Here is a 21,667-nt window from a genome sequence, read left to right as displayed (position 1 = left end):
GAGTCCTCCTCGGAGACAGGCGGTGTCCCGGACGTGCGAGACGTCCGGGACACCAGATGAGTTGGGGTCGGTAGGACCGTCAGTTGTCCATCCAGGCATCGTCGAAAAGCACGGCGGTCTGCGTGGTCGGGGTGATGCCGTGGACGTTGTCGTTCCACGCCTCGAAGAAGCCGCCGAAACCGACGCTGATGTAGGCGACGTCCGCCTTCCACAGCTCCTCGATCTCGGTCATCACCTTCATGCCGTCCTCCGGGTCGGTGACCCCGCGCAACTCGCCGAGCAGCCGGTCCATCTCCGGGTTGACGTAGCGGCCCGGGTTGGCAGCGGACTTGGAGTTCATCGCGGTGTCCAGAGCGCTGTACGGATCGGCGTCGGGGATGCTGTTGGAGGCGCGGGCGATGTCGAACGCGCCCTCGACGTAGACCTTGGAGACCACGTCGGCGACCGAGGTGACCAGGTCGAGCTGGACGTCGAAGCCCACCGCGTCGAGCATCGCCTTGATCGCCACGGCACCGGCCTTGGAGTCGGCGTCCCCCAGACCGACATAGCGGAGCTTGCCGTCGAAGCCGTCGGCCTTCGCCTCCTTGACCAGCTTCTTGGCGGCCTCGACGTCGGTCTCGACCGGCTCCACGTCGGTGTCCCAGATCGAGGTCGGCGCGATCAGGCCACGGTCGGCGAGGTCATCCTGGCCGGTGGTCCGCTTGAGGAAGTTCTTGGCGTCGAAGGCGAGCTGGATCGCCTGGCGCACGCGCAGGTCGCTGGTGGCGGTGCCCTCCCGGTGGTTGAGGTTCATGATCGGCGTACCGCTGATGCCGCTCATGTTGCCGTTGACGCCCTCGTCGACGAGCTGGGTGATGACCTTGTCCTGCGAGACGTAGATCAGGTCGGCCTCCTCGGCCTCGAGCGACTCGAGCTTGGCCTGGTCGGGGCCGAGCTGGAGGAACTCGATGCCATCGAGGTTCGGGCGGCCGTCGAAGTAGTTCTCGTTGGCCTTCACCACGGTCTTCTCACCGGGCGACTGCGTCTCCAGGACGAACGGACCGGCACCGATCGGCTTGAACTGCTTCTCGTCCGCGTACGCCGCGGGGGCCAGGATCAGGCCGGGACCGGCCGCGAGGAGTGCCGGGAAGCGCGGCCACGGGGCGCTGAAGGTGAAGGTGACCGTCGACTCGTCGGTCGCGTCCATCGACTTCAGGTTCGCCTGCAGGATCTGGCCGTGCAGACCACGGTTGGTGATGAAGCGGTTGATGCTGGCGACGACGGCGTCGGCGTCTAACGGGGTGCCGTCGGTGAACTTCACGCCGTCGCGCAACGTGAGCGTCCAGGTGCTGGAGTCCTCGGTCGAGAGCGACTCGGCCAGCTGTGGCTCGTACTCCGCCGTCTCGGCGTCGTAGCGCATCAGGGTGTCATAGATCGAGGCCATCACGTTGAGGCCGGTCGATCCGGTGGGGTACGTCTTGGTGGGATCGAGGACGGCGGCCTCGGAGTACTCCGCGACACGCAGCGTCCCGCCCTTCACGGGCTCGCCGGCGTCCTTCTCCACATTGATGAGGCCGTCGCGGTAGAGCTCCTGAGGCGCCAGCTTCCTGGCCGCCGCGGAATCGTCGTCGCTGCCGCTGCCGCAGCCTGTCGCGGCAACTGCGAGTGCGCACATGAGCGCCGCCAGGCGCGTGCGCGTCGAGATGGGTGTCTTCACTGTTCACTCCAGTTGGTCTCGTGAATCGAAACGGTGCCGGCAGGCCCCCGAACGACCTGTGTTCGTCGTCACACTAGGAACCGCAGGGCGGTCCCAGGCCCGGCGCTTCCGCTCAGTGGGTGGGCGCCTGCGCCCCGCCACGATGCATGGCCGTCTCGGCCGTGATCCGCGACCGGCCCTCGGCGTCGAGCGGCTCGTAGGTAGCGGTCCTGCCGACGCGCACCCAGACCGGATCGGCGGTCTGCCAGGCCGCGCGACGCAGCGGGGCCTTGTCGATCTTGCCGCTGCCGGTGAGCGGCATCCGGTCGACGACCCGGACGTACGTCGGCCACCACTTGGCCCCGAAGTCGGGCTGCGCCGCGAGAAACTCCCCGAAGGCGGCCGGATCGAAGGAGCAGGACGGCTCCAGCTCGATCGCCACCATCACGTTGTCGCCGGTGCGCGGGTCGGGGACGGCGTACACGGGGGCGGCGGCGACCCAGGGCAGACGCTGGATGACGCGTTCGACGGGCGCGGCGGAGAAGTTCTCGCTGTCGACACGCAACCAGTCCGAGGAGCGACCGGCGAAGTAGAAGTAGCCGGCCTCGTCCCGGTAGGCGAGGTCGCCGGACCAGAAGTCGTCGCCGTGGACCCGGTCGGCCATCGCGCCCGGGTTCATGTAGTAGCCCTCGAAGGTGGGGGCGGCCCCGACCGCGACCATCTGTCCGACAGCGGTGGCGTCGACCAGCCTGCCGCCCGCGTCGAAGCGGGCTCGGGGACATTCCTCGCCGGTGGTCTCGTCGTAGACGCGTACGTCCACCCCGCCGGCGGGCAGCCCGAGGGACCCGACCGGGGTGTCGGGTGTGCGGTTGATCCTGAAGACGCCTTCGCTGAGGCCGTACCCCTCCATCACCTCGCACCCGAACCGCTCGCCGAACTGGCGGACGTCGGCCTCGGAGGCCTCGGTGCCGAAGGCCAGCTCGAGGGTGCTCGTCCGGTCCCTCGGACCCTCAGGGCGAGTGAGCACGTAGGAGAGCGCGCGGCCGACATAGTTGACGTACGTCGCGCGGTGGCGGTGGATGTCGGCGGCGAACCCGCTGGCCGAGAACTTCCTGGTCATCGCGACGGTCGCGCCCCTGGACATCGCCGGGGCGAGGTTCATCATCACGGCGTTGCCGTGGAAGAGCGGCATGCACAGGTACGTCACCGAGTCCCGCCGGATGCGGATCCGCTCGGCGATGGTCCCGGTGAGCCGGCCGAGCCGGCCCTGACTGACGATGACCGCCTTCGGCGCGCCAGTGCTACCGGAACTGAAGAGCAGCATGGCCAGGCTGTCCGGGCTCGCCAGCTCGGACCTTGCGACCACCTCGGCGCTGCGGTGGGGTGCCAGCCAGTCGGCGTAGCCGGGGCTCTCGATGTCGTGGATCCGGACACCGTCGATGTCGGCGGCCAGGTGCGCCAGCCGGGGCTCGGTGACAACCAGGTCGATGTCGGCGTGCCGGGCGTCCTGGGCGATCTCGACCGCACTGCGGCTCGCGTTCAACCCGACGACGACGGCGTCGGCGAGGGAGGCGGCGACGATCCAGAACACGTAGTCGGGCACGTTCTCGAGCAGGACGCCGACATGGACCTGCCGCCTCTCCGGGGCGGCGCCAGCGGACCGGAGCGCCGCGGCGCGTACGGCTCCCTCACGGAGCACCTGGTCCCAGGTCCAGGTCCGCTCCTCGAAGCAGAGGCCCGGCGCGTCGTCGCCGGCTCGGCTCACCACGATCTGGGCGAAGGTCTCCATCACACTCACTCCTCGGCCGACCGGTACGTCGGCTGCTCGATGGGCGGGGGGCTTTCGGGCCCGCGTCTCTCGGGATCGGTCCTAGCGGTCCGGCCCAGAACCAGGCAGACCAGCGCGGCGAGCAACGACACGGCCGCGCCGATCAGGGCGGCGACGACGAACCCGGCCTCGCTCGTCTGGCGACCGGGGTCGGTGAACGCGTCGAGCACGGCCAGCGCGAGCGCGCTGCCGAGCGACATCCCGAGGAACCGGAGGACCATGTTGAAGCTGAGGGCGCTGCCGGTCTCGCCGACGGGCACGAAGCGCACCATCAACCACGGCATCGAGTTGAACGTCATCCCGCTGCCGAAGCCACCGATGATGACCGCGACCGTCACCTTCACCAGTGAGTCGTGCCCGACGGCGAGCGCCAGGCATGCCGCCGTGAACAGCAGGCACCCGGTGGCCAGCAGCTTGTCGGGCGCCAGGAACCGACCGCACCACATCGCGATCCGCGACCCCAGGACGCTGGTGAGGGCGTACGGCGCCAGCATCAGGCCGGCGACCGCGACCGAGCGGCCGAGCCCGTAGCCGTCCGCTTCAGTGGTCTGCACCAGGATCATCGCCAGTGAGAGCAGCAGGAACATGCCCAGCGCCGCCAGCAGGCCGCACACGTTCGCCACCAGTACGCCGGGCCGGACCGCGACCCGCAGGTCGACCAGCGGCCGCTCGGCCCGAAGCAACCACCAGCCGCACCCGGCATAGCAGGCGAGGCCGGTCAGGAACAGACCGAGGGTCAGCAAGGAGGTGAACCCCCAGGATTTGGCCTGGGTCACCGCGAACAGCACGGCCGCGGTTGCGACGCTCAGCAGCAGCGCGCCGAACCAGTCGACGCCGCGCGGCGCTTCCTCGTCGCTGTCCGGGACGACCAGGAGCGCTACGACCAGCGCCGCGACGGACAGGCCGCACGCCCACCCGAAGGCGCCCTTGGTGCCGGCGAAGGTCGCCACGAACGCGGTCACCGGGAAGCCGAGGCCGGCGGCGGTGACGTTGGCGACCGAGACCGCCGCGACCGCGCCCCGTACCCGGGGCTCCGGTAGCTCGCTGCGGGCGATGGAGAAGGCCAACGGCACGATCGCGAAGGCGAGTCCCTGCAGGATCCGACCGACCAGCAGCGGCCCGAACCCGAGCGGTAGCGCGCCGAGCGCGGTGCCGATCACGACGAGTACGAGGCAACCGATGAGCACCGGCCGCCGACGGCGGCCGACCCCGAGGCGACCCGCGATCGGGCACACCACCGCAGCGGTCACGAGAGTTGAGGTGATCGCCCACTGGGCGGTCACCAGCGAGACGCCCTCGGTCCGGGCGACCCCGGTCACCAGGGGCGTACCCAGGCTGCCGACGACCCCGGTGACGGTGGTGACCAGGAGGATGCTCGGGAGCACCCAGCGGGAGTCCCGGACATCCTGACCGGCTCTCATCCGGATCAGTCGACCCAGGCGTCGTCGAGCATGATGATCGAGTTCGCCGCGCCGGTGATGCCGTGCACGTTCTTGTTCCAGACGCTCAGCTCGGAGTAAGGACCGAAGGTCACGAACGGGACGTCCTCGTTGACCTGTTTCTGGATCGAGGCGATCGCCGCGAGCTGGTCCTCCTTCGTGGTGGCGGCCTGGAAGGAGCCGATCAGGGCGTCCATCTCCGGACTGGTGTACATGCCGTAGACCTGTGTGCCGCGGCTGTGCATGGTCGCGTACATCCGGGCGAAGGGATCCGCCTCGACGTAGTTGATGCTCCAGCCGGCCAGGTCGTAGTCGCGCTCGACGGCGATCTTCGTGATCTGCTCGGAGATGGTGCGGGTCGGCTTGGGGTCGAGGGTCATCCCGACGGCTTCGAGCGACGCCTTGATCGCCTGGATCGAGGCCCGGGAGGCGGGGTCCGTGCCGTCGACGTAGGTGATCTCGCCGTCCCAGCCGTCGGCCTTGGCCTGCTTGACGAGCTCGGTCGCCTCGGCCCTGTCTGTCTCGAGCCCCGCAACGTCGGTATGCCACGTCGAGTAGCCGGGGAACAGCTCGGAGGAGGCGAGTCCGACGCTGCCGAACATCCGCTCGAAGATCAGCTCGGGGTCGATGGCCAGGGCGATCGCCTTGCGGACCCGCGGGTCGTGCCCGGCGGCTCCGTCGGATGCGTTGATGATGGCCACGTTGCTGGCGGCGCGCATGTTGACGTACATCGGAAGGTCCTCAGCGAGCACTTCCTCGACCAGGTCGGGGTCGCGGATGAGCGCGGAGTCGACACCGTCGCTCAGCAGCGAGTCGAGGCTGGTGCGCTGGTCGCCGAGATAGGCCATCTTCACGGTGTCCAGGTGCGGCGCACCGGACCAGTAGTCCTTGCGTGCCTTCAGCTCGAGCGACTCGCCGGGCTCCCAGTCACCGAGCGTGAACGGGCCCGCGCCGACTGGCGTGAACTTCCCGTCCGCACCGACCGACGACTTCGCGACGATCAGGCCGGGGCCGGTGCTGAGGACACCGGGGAACAGCGGCCACGGCCGCGTCAGCTCGTACGTCACGGTCTGCTCATCGCTCGCCGTGACGGACTTGACGTTGTCGACCCACAGCGCGGTCTCAGGTGCCTTCGCCGAGGCGTAGCGCTGCTGGCTCCACACGACCGCGGCGGCGTCCAGCGGAGTACCGTCGGAGAACTTCACGTCATCGCGGAGGCGGAGCGTCCAGGTGGTGAAGTCGGCGTCGGGCTCGATGGACTCGGCCAGCCGCGGCACGAACTTCTGCTTCTCCGGGTCGAAGGTCACCAGGGTGTCGAAGATGTTGGCCATCTCGTTGCCGCCGGTGGTGGCCGCCGCGATCGTGACGGCCGGGTCGAGCGATGTCGGCTCGGCGTAGGCCCCGTAGGTCAGCGTGCCGCCGTCGACCGGCTCACCGCTGTCGTCGGCATTGCGGATCCCCTCGGCGAGGGCGTTCCCCTCCGTCGCTGGCTTGTTCTCGTCGCTGGACGCGCAGCCGCTGGCGACCAGCGCCACGGTGACCAGGGCGGCAGCGGTGCTGCGCCGGATCAGACATACGGACATGCGGACTCCTACTCCTGGGTGGTGAACGTGATGTCGCGGCGGTTGACCTTGCCCGTCGCGTTGCGGGGTAGCTCGTCGAGCGTGATCTGCCATCGGGTCGGCACCTTGTAGCGCGCGATCCCGGCCGCCGTATGGGCGCACAGGTCCTCGGCCGAGACGTTCTCGCCCGGGTGCAGCACCACGACCGCAGCCACTGCCTGGCCGTAGTCGGCATCGGGGACGCCCATCACGATGCACTCGCGTACGGCCGGGTGCGCGACGATCCGGTCCTCGACCTCGGCGGGGTAGATGTTCTCCCCGCCGCGCAGGATCAGGTCGGAGCGACGGCTCGCGATGTGGAGCTGGCCGTCGGCGATATGCCCGAGGTCGCCGGTGCGGAACCATCTGTTCGGGGCGGTCGAGGCAGCCGTAGCCTTGGGGTTCTTCCAGTAGCCGAGCATCATCTGGGCGCCGCGCAGGTGGATCTCGCCCTCGACCCCGTCCGGAACCGGCCGGCCCTCGGTGTCGCGGATCTCGACCTGCGCGTTCAGCACCGGACGGCCCACCGTCGAGTGGTCCGCCGCCAGCTCTGCCGCCGAGGCGAGGGTCACGGCGGTGGAGGACTCGGTGAGACCGTACGTCGTGGCGAGGGAGGCGCCGGCGTCGGGGAGCGCCGTCCGCAGCGCCTCCTTGAGCTCGGGCGAGGACGGTGCGCTGCCGACAGAGAGGCTGCGCAGCGAGGAGAGGTCGAACTTCTCCAACCGGTCGCCGAGCTCGATGATCCGGGTGAGCATGGTCGGCATCGCGCCCCAGTTCGTGACCCGCTCCTGCTCGATCAGCCGCAGCACCTGCTCGACGTCGAACTTGCCCTGGTAGAGGACCGCGACATCGCCGACGACGAGTCGGACGACCGCCAGGTTGTGCAGAGAGGCGATGTGGAACAGGGGCGAGACCAGCAGGAACCGGCGGCCCGTCTGCGGCACTCCCATCTCGGCGGCGATGGCGTCGTTGAGCAGGTGGAACCACAGCGCAGCGATGACGTTGCGGTGCGAGTGGGTGGCGCCCTTCGCCCGGCCGGTGGTGCCGCTGGTGAACAGGATGACCGCCGGGTCGTCCTCGGCGATCTCCTCGGCGGGCTCCGGTAGCGGCGTGCCCGCGTGCTCGGCAGCAATCCGTGGGAGGTCCGACTCGATGGTCAGCAGCGGCACGCCCAGCTCTTCGGCCAGTCGGGCACGCGGCTCGTCGACGATCATGATCTTCGGCTCGGTGAGCTCGACGCCGTGGGCGAGCTCCGGGCCTGCCCACATCGAGTTCATCCCGACAGCGACCGCACCGAGCGAGACCGCGGCCCAGAAGCCGATGATCCACTCCGGGCAGTTGGCGGCGCACAGTCCGACCCGGTCGCCCCGGCCGACGCCGTAATCCTCGCGCAGCACCTCGGCGAGGGCGGCGACCTCGTCGTAGTGCTCGGCGAAGCCGATCCGCCGCTCGGTCGTCACCAGGTAGTCCCGATCGCCGTGGGCGCGCGAGCGCTCCAGGAGCTCACGCAGCGACCGCTGCCGGTTCGCGTAGACGTCCATGGGCTCGCCCAGGACGTCCTCGGTCCGGATCTCGAAAGGGGCCCCGGGTGCGGTCAACAGGGCGACTGCCTCGTCACGGGTGATCATGGTTTCCTCTCGTCCTTCGGTCCTCTGTCTCGAGCATCGTGCTCACCTGATCGTCAGCTGTCCGCCGTCGACGTTCCACGCCTGCCCGGTGACCCACGCGGCCTGGTCGCTGGCGAGGAAGACCACCGCCGCCGCGACCTCCCCGGGTTCTCCGCTCCTGCCGAGGGGCAGGTTGGCGCGTACGTAGGCGCGCCAGGTCTCCGGATCCTGGTCGTCGAGCCGCCCGGTGTCGGTCACGCCCGGGCATACCGCGTTGACCCGGATCCCGTGGCTGCCCAACTCCTTGGCGGCCGACGACGTCAGCGACTGCACCGCCGCCTTCGAGGCCGAGTACGCACCGGTCCCGGCGCCGCTCAGCTTCCCGCCGATCGAGGAGATGTTGATGATGCTGCCGCCCTCGCCATGGGCGATCAGGTGGCGCCCGAAGGTCTGCGTCATCAGGAACGTGCCCCGCAGGTTGACCGCCATCACCCGGTCGAAGGCTTCGACCGGCAGGTCCGTGAGCGGGACCCGGTCCTGTCCGCGCGATGCCGCGGCGTTGTTGACGACGACGTCCACCCGGCCGAGCTCGGTCAGCGTTCGATCCAGCAGAAGGCGTACGTCCTCGGGGACGGCGATGTCGCACACGACCGTCAGCGCCCGGCGACCGAGCGCGCGGACCTCGTCGGCGACGGACTCGATGTCGCGCCAGCCAGCGGCGAACTCGTCGGCGGGCCGGTCCTCGGGACGACGCCCGGTGCCGGTGACGACCACGTCGCAGCCGGCCCGGGCGAGCTCGACGGCCAGCGCCCGACCGATCGAGCGCATCCGGCCGGCGCCGGTGACGACCGCAACCTTGCCCGCGAGGCCGGTCAGCTCGTAGCCCATGAGATCTCCTCGAGCTCGACGAACAGGCCGGTCGCCTCGACGGTGCGCTCCTCGTCGACTTCGACCCAGGACTCGGCGACGATCTTGCGGCCGGAGATCGCCACGATCCGCGCCCCGAGGTCGACGGGGAGGTCGAGCGGGGTGCGGGCGAGATATCTCATGTCGAGGGTCGCGGTGACCGCCCTCCGCCCGGTGGTCTGTACGAGGGTGCCGAGCATGCAGTCCATCAGGTGGGCGAGGAACCCGCCGTGCACGGCGTCCGGCGGTCCTTCGTAGAGCGCGTTCGGAACAGTCCTCGCGCGCGCCGTGTCCCCGTCGAAGTGGACTGACAGCGGCAGCGCCTGCGGGTTGAACCGGAAGATCGGCAACGGCCGGTCCGGCCCGGCCGAGCGGGCTCGCGCCGGGGCGTGGAAGTCGGCGCGCAGGACCCGGGAGCGGCGGCTGCGGCCGAGGTCGTCGGTGAGCACGTCCATCCGGGTCCGGGCGGCGCGCAGCTCGTCGGCGTCGAGGTCAGTGGTGGCCGCGGCCAGCATCAGCCGGCGGGTGGCCGCCGCCAGCGCGGCGACCTCCTCGACGAGATCCTCGGGGTGCTCCGGGGCGAGGGTCATGGGCGTCAGATCCGCTCGATGATCGCGCCGGTGACCTGGGCACCGCCGGCACAGATCGCGACCATCGCGAACTGCCGGTCGCGGCGCTCGAGCTCGTCGAGCGCGGTCGCGATCAGGCGTACGCCGGTCGAGCCGACCGGATGGCCGAGGGCGATCGCGCCGCCGTTGACGTTGAGCTTGTCGAGGTCGACGCCGTGCACGCGGGCGAACGAGAGCGGCACCGCGGCGAAAGCCTCGTTGACCTCGAAGAGGTCGATGTCGCTGATGCTCATCCCGGTCCGCTCCAGCAGCTTCTCCCCTGCCCGGACCGGGCCGTCGAGGAGGAACTGCGGCTCGGCGCCGAGCAGGGTCTGAGCGACGATCCGGCCGCGGGGACGCAGGCCCTCGGCACGTGCCCGCTCCTCCGACATCAGCAGCGCGGCGGTCGCGCCGTCGGAGATCTGGGAGGCGGTTCCGGCGGTGTGCAGGCCACCCTCGCGGATGGCCGCCAGCCGGGCGAGGGCCTCGAGGCTGGTCTCGCGCAGACCCTGGTCCCGTGAGACGACGGTGCCGTCGGCCAGCTTCACCTCGATCACCTGATGGGCGAACCGGCCCTCGTCCCACGCCTCGCGGGCGCGCTGCTGCGAGGCCAGGCCGAAGGCGTCGAGATCCTCCCGGGTCAGACCCCGGCGCTCCGCGATGCGGTCGGCGGCCTCGTACTGGGCGGGCAGGTCGATGGTCCAGTCGTCGGGCCGGGGCCGGCCGACCGTGCCGTCACCGAGGTTGGCGAGCAGCGGCACCCGGGACATGGCCTCGACACCGCAGGCGATGCCGGAGTCGACGAACCCGGCGGCGATCTGCGCCGCGACCAGGTGGACCGCCTGCTGGGCCGATCCGCACTGGGCATCGAGGGTGGTCGAGCCGACCTCCTCCGGCAGGCCGGCGTGCAGCCAGCCGAAGCGGACGACGTTGCCGGACTGCTCCCCGGCCTGGGTGACGCAACCACCGATGACCTCGTCGACGGCGGCGGGGTCGACGCCGGTGCGCTCGAGGATGCCGCGCTGGGCACGGCCGAGCAGGTCGACCGCGTGCAGACCGGACAGGACACCTCCGCGGCGACCGTACGGCGTGCGGATCGCGTCGACGATGACGGGCTGGGACATGGGATCTCCTGGTGGCGTCGGGGTCAGGCGGGCGCGCCGATGCGCGGCGCGGTGGGCAGTACGTCCCCGAGCTCCGCGGCGATCGCGTCGCCGCTGCCGAGCGAGAAAGCGACTTGGCGGCCCCACAGGAAATAACGATGGATCGGGTAGTCGATGTCCGCGCCGATGCCGCCGTGCAGGTGCTGCCCGGCGAGCACGACCCGCAGGCCGCCGACCGAGGCCCACCACTTGGCGACCAGGCTCGCGGACTCGGCCGCCTCCTCTCCGCCCTGGTCAGGGTTGTCGAGCAGCCAGGCGGCCTTGAGCGTGGTGAGCCGGATCGCCTCGGTGTCGAGGTAGGCGTCGGCGGCGCGGACCGCGACAGCCTGGTTGGTCGACAGCGGCCGACCGAACTGCACCCGTTCGGAGGTGTAGGCGGCGGTGATCCGCAGGTCCTCTTCGCAGACGCCGAGCGCGACTGCGGCGAGCGCGATCCGCAGCCGGCGCCGGGTCCAGGCGGCGACCGTCGCCCCGTCGGCGGGGAGTAGGTCGTCCTCGGTGAGCGCGACGTCCTCGAAGGTGACCGCTCCAGCGCTCTCGTTGCTGGTCGTCGCGACCTGGACCACCGTGACCCCGGCCCGGTCGAACGGGACGACCGCGACCCGGAAGCCGCCGTCCTCAACCACCACCGGCACGACCGCCGCTGCCGCCACCGGCGCGGCCGGCACCTGCGGCAGCTCACCGGTCACCCGCAGCCCGCCGTCGACCCGGAGCCCGGTCAGCCGAGCGACCTGGCCGGGGGCGGCGTCGAAGGCTCCGGTCACGATCTGCGTGCCCTCGACGACCGGGCCGAGCCAGCGCTCGACCTGGGTGGGCGACCCGAACTCGGCAAGTGGCAGGGCCGCACCGGCGACGACCGACCACAGCGGCACGGGCGCGACGTGGCGCCCCTGCTGCTCCAACAGGGCGACCAGGCCGCCCATGCCGAGCCCGGCGCCGCCCTTGTCCTCGGGCACGGCGATGCCGATCAGGCCGGAGGAGGCGAGGGTCTCCCACAGCTTCGCGTCGAAGCCACCATGGTTGCGCTCGACGTCGACGACGCGCTCCACCTGGGTGAGGTCGCCCAGGATCTGCGCGGCGAGGTCGCGGACCTCGGCGTGGTCCTCGGTGAGGTCGAAGTCCATCTCAGTTCCCGTTCTTCTCGTCGGTCGTGGGGGCCTGCGGGGTCTCCTTGCGGCGGGCGCCGAGCGTCATGGCCAGCGTCTTGGCCGCGACGATCTCACGCATCACCTCGTTGGTGCCGCCGCCGAAGGTGTTGTTCTGGGCACGCCGGCCGAGCGACTCGACCCGGCCCTCGATCGCGGCACCCGGCGAGCCCTGGCGGAGCAGGCCGGCGGCGCCGAGCACCTGTTGCAGCCGGCCGTAAGCCGTCACGACCGCCTCGGTGCCGAAGATCTTGGCCGCGGCGGAGTCGCCTGGTCCGAGCGTGTTGGCGGCGACGTCGGAGACCAGGCGCAGATTCATCAGGTCGGCCGCGCTGAGCAGCGCGTACGTCTCGGCCAGCGCGCTGCGCACCCAAGGAACGTCGTAGAGGGTCCCGGCTCCCAACTTCTCAGCCTGCGCCCATGCCAGCACCGCGTCGTACATCTGGTTGGCGATGCCACCGCGGGCGGCCAACGCGACCCGCTCGTGGTTGAGCTGGCTGGTCATCAGCCTCCAGCCCTGGTTGAGCCCGCCGACGACGTTGCTCAGCGGGACGCGTACGTCCTCGTAGTAGGTCGCCGAGGTGCTGATCCCGCCCACGGTGTGGATCTCGGTGACCGAGAAGCCGGGGCTGGAGGTCGGTACGAGCACGACGGAGATGCCCTGGTGGCGCGGCGCGTCGGGGTCGGTGCGGACCGCGAGCCAGACCCAGTCGGCGTAGACGCCGGCACTGGTGAAGATCTTGTTGCCGTTGATGACCAGTTCGTCGCCGTCGATCCGGGCGCGGGTCTGCAGGCTGGCCAGGTCGGTCCCGGCGCCGGGCTCGGTATAGCCGATCGCGAACATCAGCTCGCCGAGCAGGATCTTGGGGAGGAAGAAGTCCTTCTGCTCCTGCGAGCCGTGCTTCATGAGCGTCGGCGCGACGGTGTTGAGGGTGACCAGCGAGAGCGGGGCGCCGGCGCGCAACGCCTCGTCGTAGAAGACGTAGAGAGCCTCAGGGTCCTCGCCGCGGCCGCCGTACTCGGTCGGGAAGCCGAGGCCGAGCCAGCCGTCCTTGCCCATCTGGCGCAGGACCCGGTCGAACACTGGGCCGCCCTCGGTCTGCTCGGCCAGCGCCGCGCGGTCCTCGTCGTTGATGGTGGCGGCGAAGTAGGCGCGCAGCTCGGCGCGCAGGGCCTTGGAGCTGTCGGAGAGCTCGGGGTACATGGTCGCGGTTCCTTGCAGTCGGTGATGGGTGTCAGCGCGGGAGCCGGAGCACCCGGTGGGCGATGACGTTGAGCTGGATCTCGAGGGTGCCGCCGCCGACGAGCACGGCGGGCAGGCCGATGTGGTCGATGACGGGGTCGTCGGTGTGCTTGCCGGTCGGGGGCACGGCGATCAGCGCGTGCCGGCCCAGCACGCGGAGCAGGTCGCGGGAGTTGTCGCGCTGCGCGATCGCGTTGCAGACCTTCTGCACACTGATCTCGGCACCGAGCTCGAGGCCGTCGATCCGGGCAAGGACGGAGCGCAGGTTGAGCGCGGAGAGTGCCATCTCCCGGCCGACGCAGCGGCCGAGCACCTCGACGACGGCATCCCTGTCGGCTTCGTGAGCGCCAGAGGCGAGCACGGAGCGCACCAGGTCGCTGGAGCCGTGGCTGAGCCGCGCGCCCATGCTGAGCCGCTCGTTGGCGAGCGTGGTGACGGCCAGCCGCCAGCCGGCGCCGGGCTCGGCGACCAGGCAGTCGTCGGGCACGAAGACGTCGTCGAGGAAGACCTCGTTGAACTCCGAGAGACCGGTCGCCTGGCGCAGCGGACGTACGTCGATGCCCTGGCTGCGCATGTCGATCAGAAAGTAGGAGATGCCGGCGTGCTTGGAGACGTCGGGGTCGGTGCGCGCCAGGCAGACCCCCCAGTCGGCTTCGGCGGCCATCGAGTTCCACACCTTCTGGCCGCTGATCACCCAGCCGCCCTCGACCTTGCGTGCCCGGGTGGACAGGGCGGCGAGGTCGGAGCCGGCGCCGGGCTCGGAGAAGAGCTGACACCAGAAGATCTCGCCGCGCAGGGTCAGGTCGACGAAGCGCTGCTGCTGCTCGGTCGTGCCGTGCACGAGCAGGGTGGGCAGTACCCACTCGCCGATCACCGTCGAGGGCTGCGCGAGCGCCCGGCGGGCGAACTCCTGGGCGATGACGGCTTGCTCCTCCGGCCCGGCCGCCCGCCCCCACGGCGCCGGATAGTGCGGGGCCACCAAGCGTGCGTCAGCGAGATGCTCCTGACGACGACCGCCCCGCGACGGCGCCCACCCGGAGGCAGGTACGCCGTCGTCTGGCAGTTCCAGCACGACATCGAGGATCGTGGCCAGCTCGGCTCGCAGCTCGGGCAGCGCGTCCTCGGCCACGAAGCCGAAGTCGCGCTCGGTCTCGAGCGCCACCTCGCCGAGCCGGGCCGCCCACCGGCTCTCATCCCCGAGGACGGCAGCCAGGCTGATCGCCCGGCGCCAGTAGAGGTGGGCGTCGTGCTCCCAGGTGAAGCCGATGCCACCGAAGAGCAAGACCCCCTCCCGAGCCACGTCGACCGCGGCGGGCAGAGCGGTCAGCCCCACCTGTGCGGCGGCGAGCCGCTGCTGGTCCGGAGTGTCGGCGGCGGCCCGCGCGGCGTCCCAGGCCGCGGCGCCGATCATCTCAGCCCTGACCAGCATCAACGCGATCTTGTGCTGCACGGCCTGGAAGCTGCCGACCGGGACGCCGAACTGCTGGCGGGTGCCGGCGTACTCCACGATCGTGTCGACGAACCAGCGGGCCACCCCGGCCGCGTCGGCGGCCAGCAGCGCGGCGGTGATCAGGTCGACGCTGTCGTAGCTCGGCCCGGGCAGTACCGCGCTCGCCTCGACCTGGTGGTCGTCGAGGACCAGCCGGCCGACCGGGCGGGTCAGGTCGGTGGCAGGCTCGACGAGGACCTCGCCGGCGGCGGGCGTCAACGAACACCAGACCGTCTTCCCGGTGACCGTGGCCGCGCGGACCACGACGATCTCGGCTCCAGGCAGTCCGAGCACGGGCAGACTTCTGCCGGAGAGGGCCCAGCCCCCGTCGTACGCCTTGGCCGTGATGCCCGCTCCGTCGACCAGCGCGCCGGTGGCACCTTCGGCGAAACGCTCCAGCAGCCAGGACCGGACCAGGCCGGCCGGGGCCGCGGCGACGGCGCCGCTGGCCCGGACGGTGGCCAGGAACGGTCCGGGGTGCAGGGCGCGGCCGAGCTGCTCGGCGACGACGGCGAGCTCCATCAGACCGGCCCCGGCGCCACCCTCCTCCTCGGGGAGGTGGATGGCGTGCAGACCCTGCCGCACCAGCGCGTCCCAGGCGTCGGGGCGCTTGCCGGCGGCGAGGTCTTCGAGCTGGGCGCGGATCGCCTCGATCGGGGCGGTCCGGCGGGCCCAGGCGGCGACGGAGTCGGCCAGGTCGCGGTGGTCGTCGGTGATGGCGAGAGGCATGTCAGAGCCGTTCCAGGAGGAGGCACGTGGTGGCGGCCGAGGCGCAGATCGCAACCATGGCGATGCTGGCGTCGCGGCGCTCGAGCTCGGCGAGGGCGGTGGCGATCAGCCGGATGCCGGTGGCCCCGGCAGGGTGGCCGAGGGCGATGGCACCGCCGTTGGGATTGAGCCGGTCCGCGTCGACGCCGTGGACCCGTGCGAAGGACATCGGCACCGCGGCGAAGGCCTCGTTGACCTCGAAGACGTCAACGTCGCCGATCGTCATCCCGGCCCGGGCCAGCACCTTGGCGGCAGCCTCGATCGGGGCGTCGAGCATGTACTCCAGGTCCCCGCCCATCACGCACTGGTTGAGCAGCCGCGCCTTCGGTTTCAGACCCAGGTCACCGGCCCGCTGCTCGGACATCAGCAGCGCGGCGCTGGCACCGTCGGAGACCTGCGAGGACGAGCCCGCGGTGTGGAGGCCACCTTCCTTGACCGGTTTCAGGCGGGCCAGGCCTTCCAACGTGGACTCGCGCAGGCCCTGGTCACGGACGACCTGGCCGCCGTCCGGGGTCGCGACGGGGACGATCTGGCCGTCGAACACCCCGGCGTCCCAGGCCGCGGCAGCGCGTTCTTGGGAACGTACGCCGAAGGCATCGAGGTCCTCGCGGTCGAAGCCACGGCGCACCGCGATCCGGTCGGCTGCGGTGTACTGGTCCGGGTTCGTCACCGACCAGCTCTCCGGCCGAGGGGTGCCCAGCCCCTTGCCGACCTTGTACGTCAGCGGCACCCGCGACATCAGCTCGACGCCGCAGGCGATACCGACCTCGAGCGAGCCGATCGCGATCTGCCCGGCCACCAGGCTGACCGCCTGGGCGGCGGTGCCGCACTGCGCGTCGATCGTCGTGGTGCCGGTCGCCGTCGGCAGCTTGGCGTGCACCCAGGACGTCCTGGTGATGTTCCCGAACTGCTCGCCGATCGGGGTGACGCATCCGCCGATGGCCTGCTCGACCAGCGTGGGGTCGACGCCGGTGCGGTCGAGGACGCCGCGCTGGGCGTAACCCAACAGCTCGGCGGCGTGGACGCCGGAGAGCCAGCCCTCGCGCTTTCCGAACGGGGTTCTGGCAGCGTCGACGATCACGGGGTTCATGCGGTGGCTCCTTCGAGCGGGGTGGGCAGCGGGCGGCCGTCGAGGCCGTGGACGGTGAGGTCCAGGTCGTGGATCAGGTCGCGGCTCACGGTGATGCGGCCGGTGACGTCCGCCGGGCAGTGGCACAGCGCGAGCACGCCTTCGACCATCTCTTCCAGTGACTCGACCTGGTCGGGACGGATGGTGTCGCCGACCAGCAGGGCCGCGCCCTCGCTGAGGACGGCGGCGCGCGGCTGGATCGTGTTGACCCGGATCCCGGTGCCGAACAGCTCGGCCCCGAGCCCGTTGGTGATCCGGTTGAGAGCGGCCTTCGAGGCGGCGTACACCGCGAGGTCGGTGCCAGGCTCGACCAGCTCGAACGGCGGGCCGTCGACGTGGCGGGCGGACGCGCTGGAGACGTTGACGATCCAACCCTCCCCCGCAGTCCGCATGCCCGGAAGCACTGCCTGGATCAGGTCGAGCGGCGCGTGCACGTTGGCCTCGAAGGTCACCCGGCGACGGCGCAGCGGGAAGTCGGCCAGCGGCTGATAGATCGCGGCCGCCGCATTGTTGACCAGGATGTCGACCGGCCCGCCGAGAAGCTCCTCGGCGGCCGGCACGATCGTGGCCCGGCTGAGCTCGTCGGCGAGATCGGCGGCGTACGACTCAACCCGGGTGCCGTACGCCGCGACCCGCTGCGCCGTCTCCGCGAGGCTGCCGCCGAGGTGGCTGCCACCGGGCTCGGCGGTGCGGGCGACGATTACGACGTCGGCGCCCTCGGCGGCGAGGCGTTCGGCGATGCCGGCACCGATGCCCCGGCTGGCACCGGTCACCAGGGCACGGCGGCGGTCGAGTCGCTTCATGACGAGGTCCTCCCTCAGCGGTCCGCGGACAGGACGATCGCCGAGTGCGGGACCGGCGAGCCGCCGGTCACCAGCACGTTGTCGAGCGTCTTGGTGGGCTGGTTGACCGAGGTCCCCCTGATCAGGCGCACACCCTCGGCGATCCCGTTGACACCGTGGATGTAGCCCTCGCCGAGCTGCCCGCCGTTGGTGTTGACCGGCAGCCGGCCGTCGACCTCGAGGTTGCCGTCGGCGATGAAGTGCCGGGCCTCACCACGGCCACAGAAGCCGTACTCCTCCAGCTGCAGCAGCACCATCGGGGTGAACGCGTCGTAGAGGATCGCGGCGTCGATGTCGTCGGGGCCGATGCCGGCCTGATGCCACAGCTGCCGGGCGACCAGCTCCACCTCGGGCATCTTGTCGATATCGTCTCGGTAGTAGCTGCTCATCGAGATCTGCTGCGGGCCGACGCCCTGCGCGGCGCCGGTGATGATGGCCGGCGGGTGCGGGAGGTCGCGAGCACGCTCGGCGCTGACGATGACCAGCGCCTGGCCGCCGTCGCTCTCCTGACAGCAGTCGAGCAGGCGCAGCGGGTCGGCGATCAGCCGGGACTCCTGGTGGTCCTCGATGGTGATCGGTCGCTCGTAGAACCACGCCTTCGGGTTGTTCGCGGCGTGCTTGCGGGAGAGCACAGAGATCTGGCCGAAGTCTGCGCTGGTCGCGCCGTACTTCTCCATGTAGAGCCGCGCCAGGAACGCCTCCTGCTGGGCCGGCGTGAGCAGGCCGTAGGGGTTGATCCAGTTGCGGTACTCCTGGTCGGTGTTCGCGGTGTAGGCGAACGGTGGTGGGCCCTGGCCGAAGCGGTGCCCGGAGCGCTCGTTGAACGCGCGGTAGACCACGACGACGTCGGCGACGCCCGAAGTGACCGCGAGGGCGGCCTGCTGGACCGGGGCGCAGGCGCCGCCACCTCCGTGCGGGATCCGGCTGAAGAACTTCAGCTCCGGGATACCGAGGGCACGGGCGACCGCGATCTCCGGGTTGGTCTCCATGGTGAACAGCGCGAACCCGTCGACCTCTTCGACGTCGATCTGGGCGTCCTCGAGCGCCGCGAGCACCGACTCGCAGGCCAGCTGCCACTCGCTGCGTCCGGACTTCTTGGAGAACTCGGTCGCGCCGATACCGGCGATCGCGGCGCCGCCGGAGAAGTTGCTGCTCACTGGTTTCCTCCGTTGGGCTGGTCGAGAGGCTGGTCAAGGGTGACGGCGGCGGTGACGTGGGCACCGCGGGCGTTGCGACCGGCGATCTTCAGCACGACCGCGGTGGCGGTGACCTCGGTGACCTCGCCGGAGAACGTCATCGTGTCGCCGGGGAAGTTGGGTACGCCGAGTCGCAATGCGACCTTGCGGATCCGGGTCGCCGGACCGAACAGGTCGGTCACGTAGCGATCCAGGAAGCCGTTGGTGGAGTTGATCGACATGAAGATGTCGGGCGTACCGCGGTCGTTGGCCTTGGCCGGGTCATGGTGGACGTCCTCGAAGTCCTGACTGGCGATCGCGGTGGCCACGATGGTGGTCCGGTCCAGCGGCAGGACCAGCTCGGGCAGGTCGTCACCGACTACCACGGTCGCGAGGTCGAGGCTCACTCGGCACCTCCGGCCGGACGCAGCTGCGGCAGCATCTCGCCGTGGGCGTGCTCGGCGAACCCGACCTCGAGCTCCAGGCCCGGACGCAGGTCGGCGTGGTCGACGCCGCTGATGTCGGCGACCAGGCGGGTGCCCTCCTCGAGGTCCACGAGCCCGACCGCCAGCGGGTAGGTGAACGCGGGGTCCTGCGGGTGGTGGATCACGGTCCAGCTGTGCAGCCTGCACCGGCCGCCCGCGGTCACCGTGTCCCACGCGAACGAGCGGCACGATGCGCACGACGGCGACGGCGGGTGCCGCAGGGTCTGGCAGTCGCTGCACCGCTGGATCTCCAGGCGTCCCTCGCGGGCCGCGGCGAAGAAGAACTCGTTGTCCTGGGTGACGGTCAGGCCGGGGACGGCCGTACGCCGCTCCTGAGGTGCGTCGGCGGTCATGCTGCGGGCTCCTTCGGGGCGTCCTTGGTGGTGGGGTCGAAGCGGAGGATCACGAACTTCTCGTCCACGAGGAGCTGGTCCTCCTGGTCGAGGTAGCGCTTGCGCAGGGTGATGAAGCAGCCGTTGCCGAGGCCGGTGCGCTTGATCGGCGAGATGTCCTCGATGGCGAAGTGGCAGGTCAACCGGGTCCCGGGGGTCATCTCGCGGACGTACTCCTGCTCCTGGGCGGTCGCAACCACGGACGTGAAGCCGTGCTCGTCGAGGAGGGCGAGGAGCCTGGAGTACGCGTGGTCCTCCTGCACCCCGTCGGCACGCAGCGCCTGGACCTGACGCCAGCGACGGTAGCCCTGCATCACCCAGGTCGTGACCATCGCCGGCGGGCAGATGACGTCCTCGCGGCCGGTGGCGCGGGCGGCGTCGACGTCGACGTAGACAGGGTTGAGGTCGTCGTGGGCCTCGACCCAGTTACGGATCATCGCCTCGTTGACGGCGTACCGCGACACCCGGGGCGGTTCGGCCACCTCGCCGACGAACTGCCCGAATCGGGCCTCGAGCTCTTCCATCGATCGTCCTCCACCTGGGCGTAATTGAGCAAGCGCTTGGTCCATGATGTGTCTCACTGCCGATCGGCGCGAGGTGTCCTCCCGCCCAGCGGACGTACGCCTTCGCGTCAGCGCAACATGTCCTGGACCGCGCGCCAGCCGAATGCCATCGCCGTCCCGATAGGCACGCCCGGACCGGGGTAGCAGGGCCCTGAGAGCGAGGCGCTCGCGTTGCCGGTGGCGTAGAGCCCCTCGACAGGGCGGTCGTCGGCGCCCAGCACCCGGGCGTCCACGTCGGTGCGTAACCCGCCCTTGGTACCGAGGTCCGCGAGCACCATCCTGGCGGCGTGGAACGGCGGCTGGTCGAGCGGGACGAGCGCCGCGTTGGGTCCCTCGCCGACGGCGAAGAACCGGTCGTACTCGTCCTCACCACGACCGAAGTCCGCATCGACACCGGCTGTGGCGAAACGATTGAACCGGGCGACGGTCTCCTGAAGCGCATCCGCCGGGAGGCCGGTGCTCGAAGCGAGCGAGGCGAGCGAGTCGGCCCGGACCCAGGTTCCCGCGGCAAGGTGCTCCTCGGCCGGCGCAGCCGGCATCGTGATCGCCGGCGCGAGACCGCCCGAGCGCGAGTCGAAGACGAACCAGGCCGGGATGCGGTCGGGTTCGGCGGAGAGCCGGCGGCCCATCTGGTCGTAGGGCAGCGACTCGTTCGCGAACCGGCGGCCGTGCTGGTCGACGATGACGCCGCCGCGGAAGCCGAGGGTGAACGCGGCCTGGCCGTCGGGGGTGGCCAGGCCCGGGCACCACCAGCCCTCGTGCATCAGCTCGGTGGTCGCGCCGACCGCCACGGCGGCCGCGATCGGCTCGCCCGTGTTGGTGCCGGCCGGCGCCATCGCCCACTCGGCAGCCCCCGGGACGGCGTACTTCGTCCGCAGGACCTGGTTGCGCTCGAACCCGCCGCTGCCGAGCAGGACCCCACGCGTCGCGGCGATGCGGCGCGGCATGTCCACGGTCGAGACGACCACGCCGCTCACCCGGCCGTCGGTCGTGATCAGCTCCGTCATCGGCATCTCGGTCCGCACGGTCCCGCCGTTGTCGTGGAGGGCGTGCAGCATCCGTCCGATCAGCGCGCGACCGCCGACCAGCGGCTGGTCGGGATCGTGGCCGAGGCCGGCGCGATCGCGGTCGACGGCGGGACGTATGAGCTCGGCCAGACCAGCTGGCAGCAGATCCTGCGCCAGCGGACGCGGCACGATCGAGCGACCGCCCGGGACCCGTCCGGGCGCCTCGAAGTAGTCGGGAAAGGCCTGCGCGGCCAACTCGATCGCCGGCTCGGCCTCGAGCTCGGCCACCACGGCCGGAGCCGCCTCGAGGAACGCCTCCTGGCGGTCCAGCTCGTTCTCGCCCAGCAACGCCCGCAGGTACGCCCTCCCCGACTCGGTCGAGTCCGCCGACCCGGCCCGGCGGGTGGCGTCGTTGCCCGGCAGCCAGGCCGCGGCACCGGAATAGGCCGAAGTGCCTCCCAGGAGCGCCGACTTCTCCAGCACCACCGTGCTGAGACCGTTCCGGGCAGCGGTCACCGCGGCAGCCATGGCTCCGGCACCTGAGCCGACCACGACCACGTCGTAGCTCTCGTCGTAAGTCTGGTCGTGCTGGGCTGTCATGA

18 protein-coding genes are annotated in these 21,667 nt (G+C 70.9%); all 18 read right to left on the bottom strand.

Going from position 1 to position 21,667, the window contains the following annotated elements; all coding sequences use genetic code 11:
* Positions 1-79 precede the first annotated feature (79 nt).
* The 18 genes from ACFVDI_RS18060 to ACFVDI_RS17975 all read right to left on the bottom strand — a co-directional run bounded on the left by ACFVDI_RS18060 (position 80) and on the right by ACFVDI_RS17975 (position 21,665).
* Positions 80-1,696 carry an ABC transporter substrate-binding protein gene (locus ACFVDI_RS18060; protein WP_378907521.1) on the bottom strand — a complete coding sequence of 539 codons (1,617 nt, stop codon included), beginning with the start codon at positions 1,694-1,696 and terminating at the stop codon, positions 80-82.
* A 112-nt stretch (positions 1,697-1,808) separates the two neighbouring features.
* Positions 1,809-3,464: an AMP-binding protein gene (locus ACFVDI_RS18055; protein WP_378907519.1), complete on the bottom strand. Its 1,656-nt coding sequence runs from the start codon at positions 3,462-3,464 to the stop codon at positions 1,809-1,811.
* Between the two features lie 5 nt (positions 3,465-3,469).
* Positions 3,470-4,924, bottom strand: a complete 1,455-nt coding sequence (locus ACFVDI_RS18050; protein ID WP_378907517.1) for an MFS transporter — start codon at positions 4,922-4,924, stop codon at positions 3,470-3,472.
* A 5-nt stretch (positions 4,925-4,929) separates the two neighbouring features.
* Positions 4,930-6,525: an ABC transporter substrate-binding protein gene (locus ACFVDI_RS18045; protein ID WP_378907515.1), complete on the bottom strand. Its 1,596-nt coding sequence runs from the start codon at positions 6,523-6,525 to the stop codon at positions 4,930-4,932.
* An 8-nt stretch (positions 6,526-6,533) separates the two neighbouring features.
* A complete protein-coding gene (locus tag ACFVDI_RS18040; RefSeq protein ID WP_378907513.1) occupies positions 6,534-8,171 on the bottom strand; it encodes a class I adenylate-forming enzyme family protein in 1,638 nt (545 codons plus the stop codon).
* Between the two features lie 42 nt (positions 8,172-8,213).
* The gene (locus tag ACFVDI_RS18035) at positions 8,214-9,038 is read right to left on the bottom strand and encodes an SDR family NAD(P)-dependent oxidoreductase (protein ID WP_378907511.1); all 825 of its coding nucleotides are present in this window, start codon (positions 9,036-9,038) and stop codon (positions 8,214-8,216) included.
* Complete coding sequence (locus ACFVDI_RS18030) at positions 9,023-9,646, bottom strand: PaaI family thioesterase (RefSeq protein ID WP_378907509.1); 624 nt, start codon at positions 9,644-9,646, stop codon at positions 9,023-9,025. Before ACFVDI_RS18030 ends, ACFVDI_RS18035 begins: the two co-directional genes overlap by 16 nt.
* A gap of 5 nt (positions 9,647-9,651) precedes the next feature.
* On the bottom strand, positions 9,652-10,788 hold the full coding sequence (locus ACFVDI_RS18025) for a steroid 3-ketoacyl-CoA thiolase (RefSeq protein WP_378907507.1): 1,137 nt from the start codon (positions 10,786-10,788) through the stop codon (positions 9,652-9,654).
* Between the two features lie 23 nt (positions 10,789-10,811).
* The gene (locus ACFVDI_RS18020; RefSeq protein WP_378907505.1) at positions 10,812-11,951 is read right to left on the bottom strand and encodes an acyl-CoA dehydrogenase family protein; all 1,140 of its coding nucleotides are present in this window, start codon (positions 11,949-11,951) and stop codon (positions 10,812-10,814) included.
* Position 11,952: 1 nt separating this feature from the next.
* Positions 11,953-13,176, bottom strand: coding sequence for an acyl-CoA dehydrogenase family protein (locus ACFVDI_RS18015; protein ID WP_378907503.1), 1,224 nt, complete (start codon positions 13,174-13,176; stop codon positions 11,953-11,955).
* Positions 13,177-13,207: 31 nt separating this feature from the next.
* Entirely contained in the window at positions 13,208-15,433 is a 2,226-nt protein-coding gene (locus ACFVDI_RS18010) for an acyl-CoA dehydrogenase (protein WP_378907501.1), read from the bottom strand.
* 1 nt (position 15,434) lies between these two features.
* Positions 15,435-16,562 carry a steroid 3-ketoacyl-CoA thiolase gene (locus tag ACFVDI_RS18005; protein WP_378907500.1) on the bottom strand — a complete coding sequence of 376 codons (1,128 nt, stop codon included), beginning with the start codon at positions 16,560-16,562 and terminating at the stop codon, positions 15,435-15,437.
* Positions 16,559-17,404, bottom strand: coding sequence for an SDR family NAD(P)-dependent oxidoreductase (locus ACFVDI_RS18000; RefSeq protein ID WP_378907499.1), 846 nt, complete (start codon positions 17,402-17,404; stop codon positions 16,559-16,561). Before ACFVDI_RS18000 ends, ACFVDI_RS18005 begins: the two co-directional genes overlap by 4 nt.
* Positions 17,405-17,418: 14 nt before the next feature.
* Entirely contained in the window at positions 17,419-18,600 is a 1,182-nt protein-coding gene (locus tag ACFVDI_RS17995; protein ID WP_378907498.1) for a lipid-transfer protein, read from the bottom strand.
* On the bottom strand, positions 18,597-19,025 hold the full coding sequence (locus tag ACFVDI_RS17990) for a beta-hydroxyacyl-ACP dehydratase (protein WP_378907496.1): 429 nt from the start codon (positions 19,023-19,025) through the stop codon (positions 18,597-18,599). The genes ACFVDI_RS17995 and ACFVDI_RS17990 overlap by 4 nt, the downstream gene beginning before the upstream one ends.
* Positions 19,022-19,456, bottom strand: coding sequence for a Zn-ribbon domain-containing OB-fold protein (locus tag ACFVDI_RS17985; RefSeq protein ID WP_378907494.1), 435 nt, complete (start codon positions 19,454-19,456; stop codon positions 19,022-19,024). The genes ACFVDI_RS17990 and ACFVDI_RS17985 overlap by 4 nt, the downstream gene beginning before the upstream one ends.
* Positions 19,453-20,019 (bottom strand): MaoC family dehydratase N-terminal domain-containing protein, encoded by a 567-nt coding sequence (locus ACFVDI_RS17980; protein WP_378907491.1) that lies wholly within the window; start codon positions 20,017-20,019, stop codon positions 19,453-19,455. The genes ACFVDI_RS17985 and ACFVDI_RS17980 overlap by 4 nt, the downstream gene beginning before the upstream one ends.
* A 107-nt stretch (positions 20,020-20,126) precedes the next feature.
* Positions 20,127-21,665 (bottom strand): FAD-dependent oxidoreductase, encoded by a 1,539-nt coding sequence (locus tag ACFVDI_RS17975; protein WP_378907488.1) that lies wholly within the window; start codon positions 21,663-21,665, stop codon positions 20,127-20,129.
* Positions 21,666-21,667: the final 2 nt, after the last annotated feature.

The organism is Nocardioides sp. NPDC057767 (assembly GCF_042798275.1).
In the GTDB taxonomy this organism is placed as follows: Bacteria; Actinomycetota; Actinomycetes; order Propionibacteriales; family Nocardioidaceae; genus Nocardioides.
Note: the sequence above shows the minus strand (reverse complement) of the source record. Positions and strands in the feature narration are given on the sequence as shown.

Bases quoted from the DNA above. Each gene is read 5' to 3' on its own strand.
- ACFVDI_RS18055 (WP_378907519.1), bottom strand. From the start codon at position 3,464: ATGGAGACCTTCGCCCAGATCGTGGTGAGCCGAGCCGGCGACGACGCG.
- ACFVDI_RS18050 (WP_378907517.1), bottom strand. From the start codon at position 4,924: ATGAGAGCCGGTCAGGATGTCCGGGACTCCCGCTGGGTGCTCCCGAGC.
- ACFVDI_RS18045 (WP_378907515.1), bottom strand. From the start codon at position 6,525: ATGTCCGTATGTCTGATCCGGCGCAGCACCGCTGCCGCCCTGGTCACC.
- ACFVDI_RS18040 (WP_378907513.1), bottom strand. From the start codon at position 8,171: ATGATCACCCGTGACGAGGCAGTCGCCCTGTTGACCGCACCCGGGGCC.
- ACFVDI_RS18035 (WP_378907511.1), bottom strand. From the start codon at position 9,038: ATGGGCTACGAGCTGACCGGCCTCGCGGGCAAGGTTGCGGTCGTCACC.
- ACFVDI_RS18030 (WP_378907509.1), bottom strand. From the start codon at position 9,646: ATGACCCTCGCCCCGGAGCACCCCGAGGATCTCGTCGAGGAGGTCGCC.
- ACFVDI_RS18025 (WP_378907507.1), bottom strand. From the start codon at position 10,788: ATGTCCCAGCCCGTCATCGTCGACGCGATCCGCACGCCGTACGGTCGC.
- ACFVDI_RS18020 (WP_378907505.1), bottom strand. From the start codon at position 11,951: ATGGACTTCGACCTCACCGAGGACCACGCCGAGGTCCGCGACCTCGCC.
- ACFVDI_RS18015 (WP_378907503.1), bottom strand. From the start codon at position 13,176: ATGTACCCCGAGCTCTCCGACAGCTCCAAGGCCCTGCGCGCCGAGCTG.
- ACFVDI_RS18010 (WP_378907501.1), bottom strand. From the start codon at position 15,433: ATGCCTCTCGCCATCACCGACGACCACCGCGACCTGGCCGACTCCGTC.
- ACFVDI_RS18005 (WP_378907500.1), bottom strand. From the start codon at position 16,562: ATGAACCCCGTGATCGTCGACGCTGCCAGAACCCCGTTCGGAAAGCGC.
- ACFVDI_RS18000 (WP_378907499.1), bottom strand. From the start codon at position 17,404: ATGAAGCGACTCGACCGCCGCCGTGCCCTGGTGACCGGTGCCAGCCGG.
- ACFVDI_RS17985 (WP_378907494.1), bottom strand. From the start codon at position 19,456: ATGACCGCCGACGCACCTCAGGAGCGGCGTACGGCCGTCCCCGGCCTG.
- ACFVDI_RS17980 (WP_378907491.1), bottom strand. From the start codon at position 20,019: ATGGAAGAGCTCGAGGCCCGATTCGGGCAGTTCGTCGGCGAGGTGGCC.
- ACFVDI_RS17975 (WP_378907488.1), bottom strand. From the start codon at position 21,665: ATGACAGCCCAGCACGACCAGACTTACGACGAGAGCTACGACGTGGTC.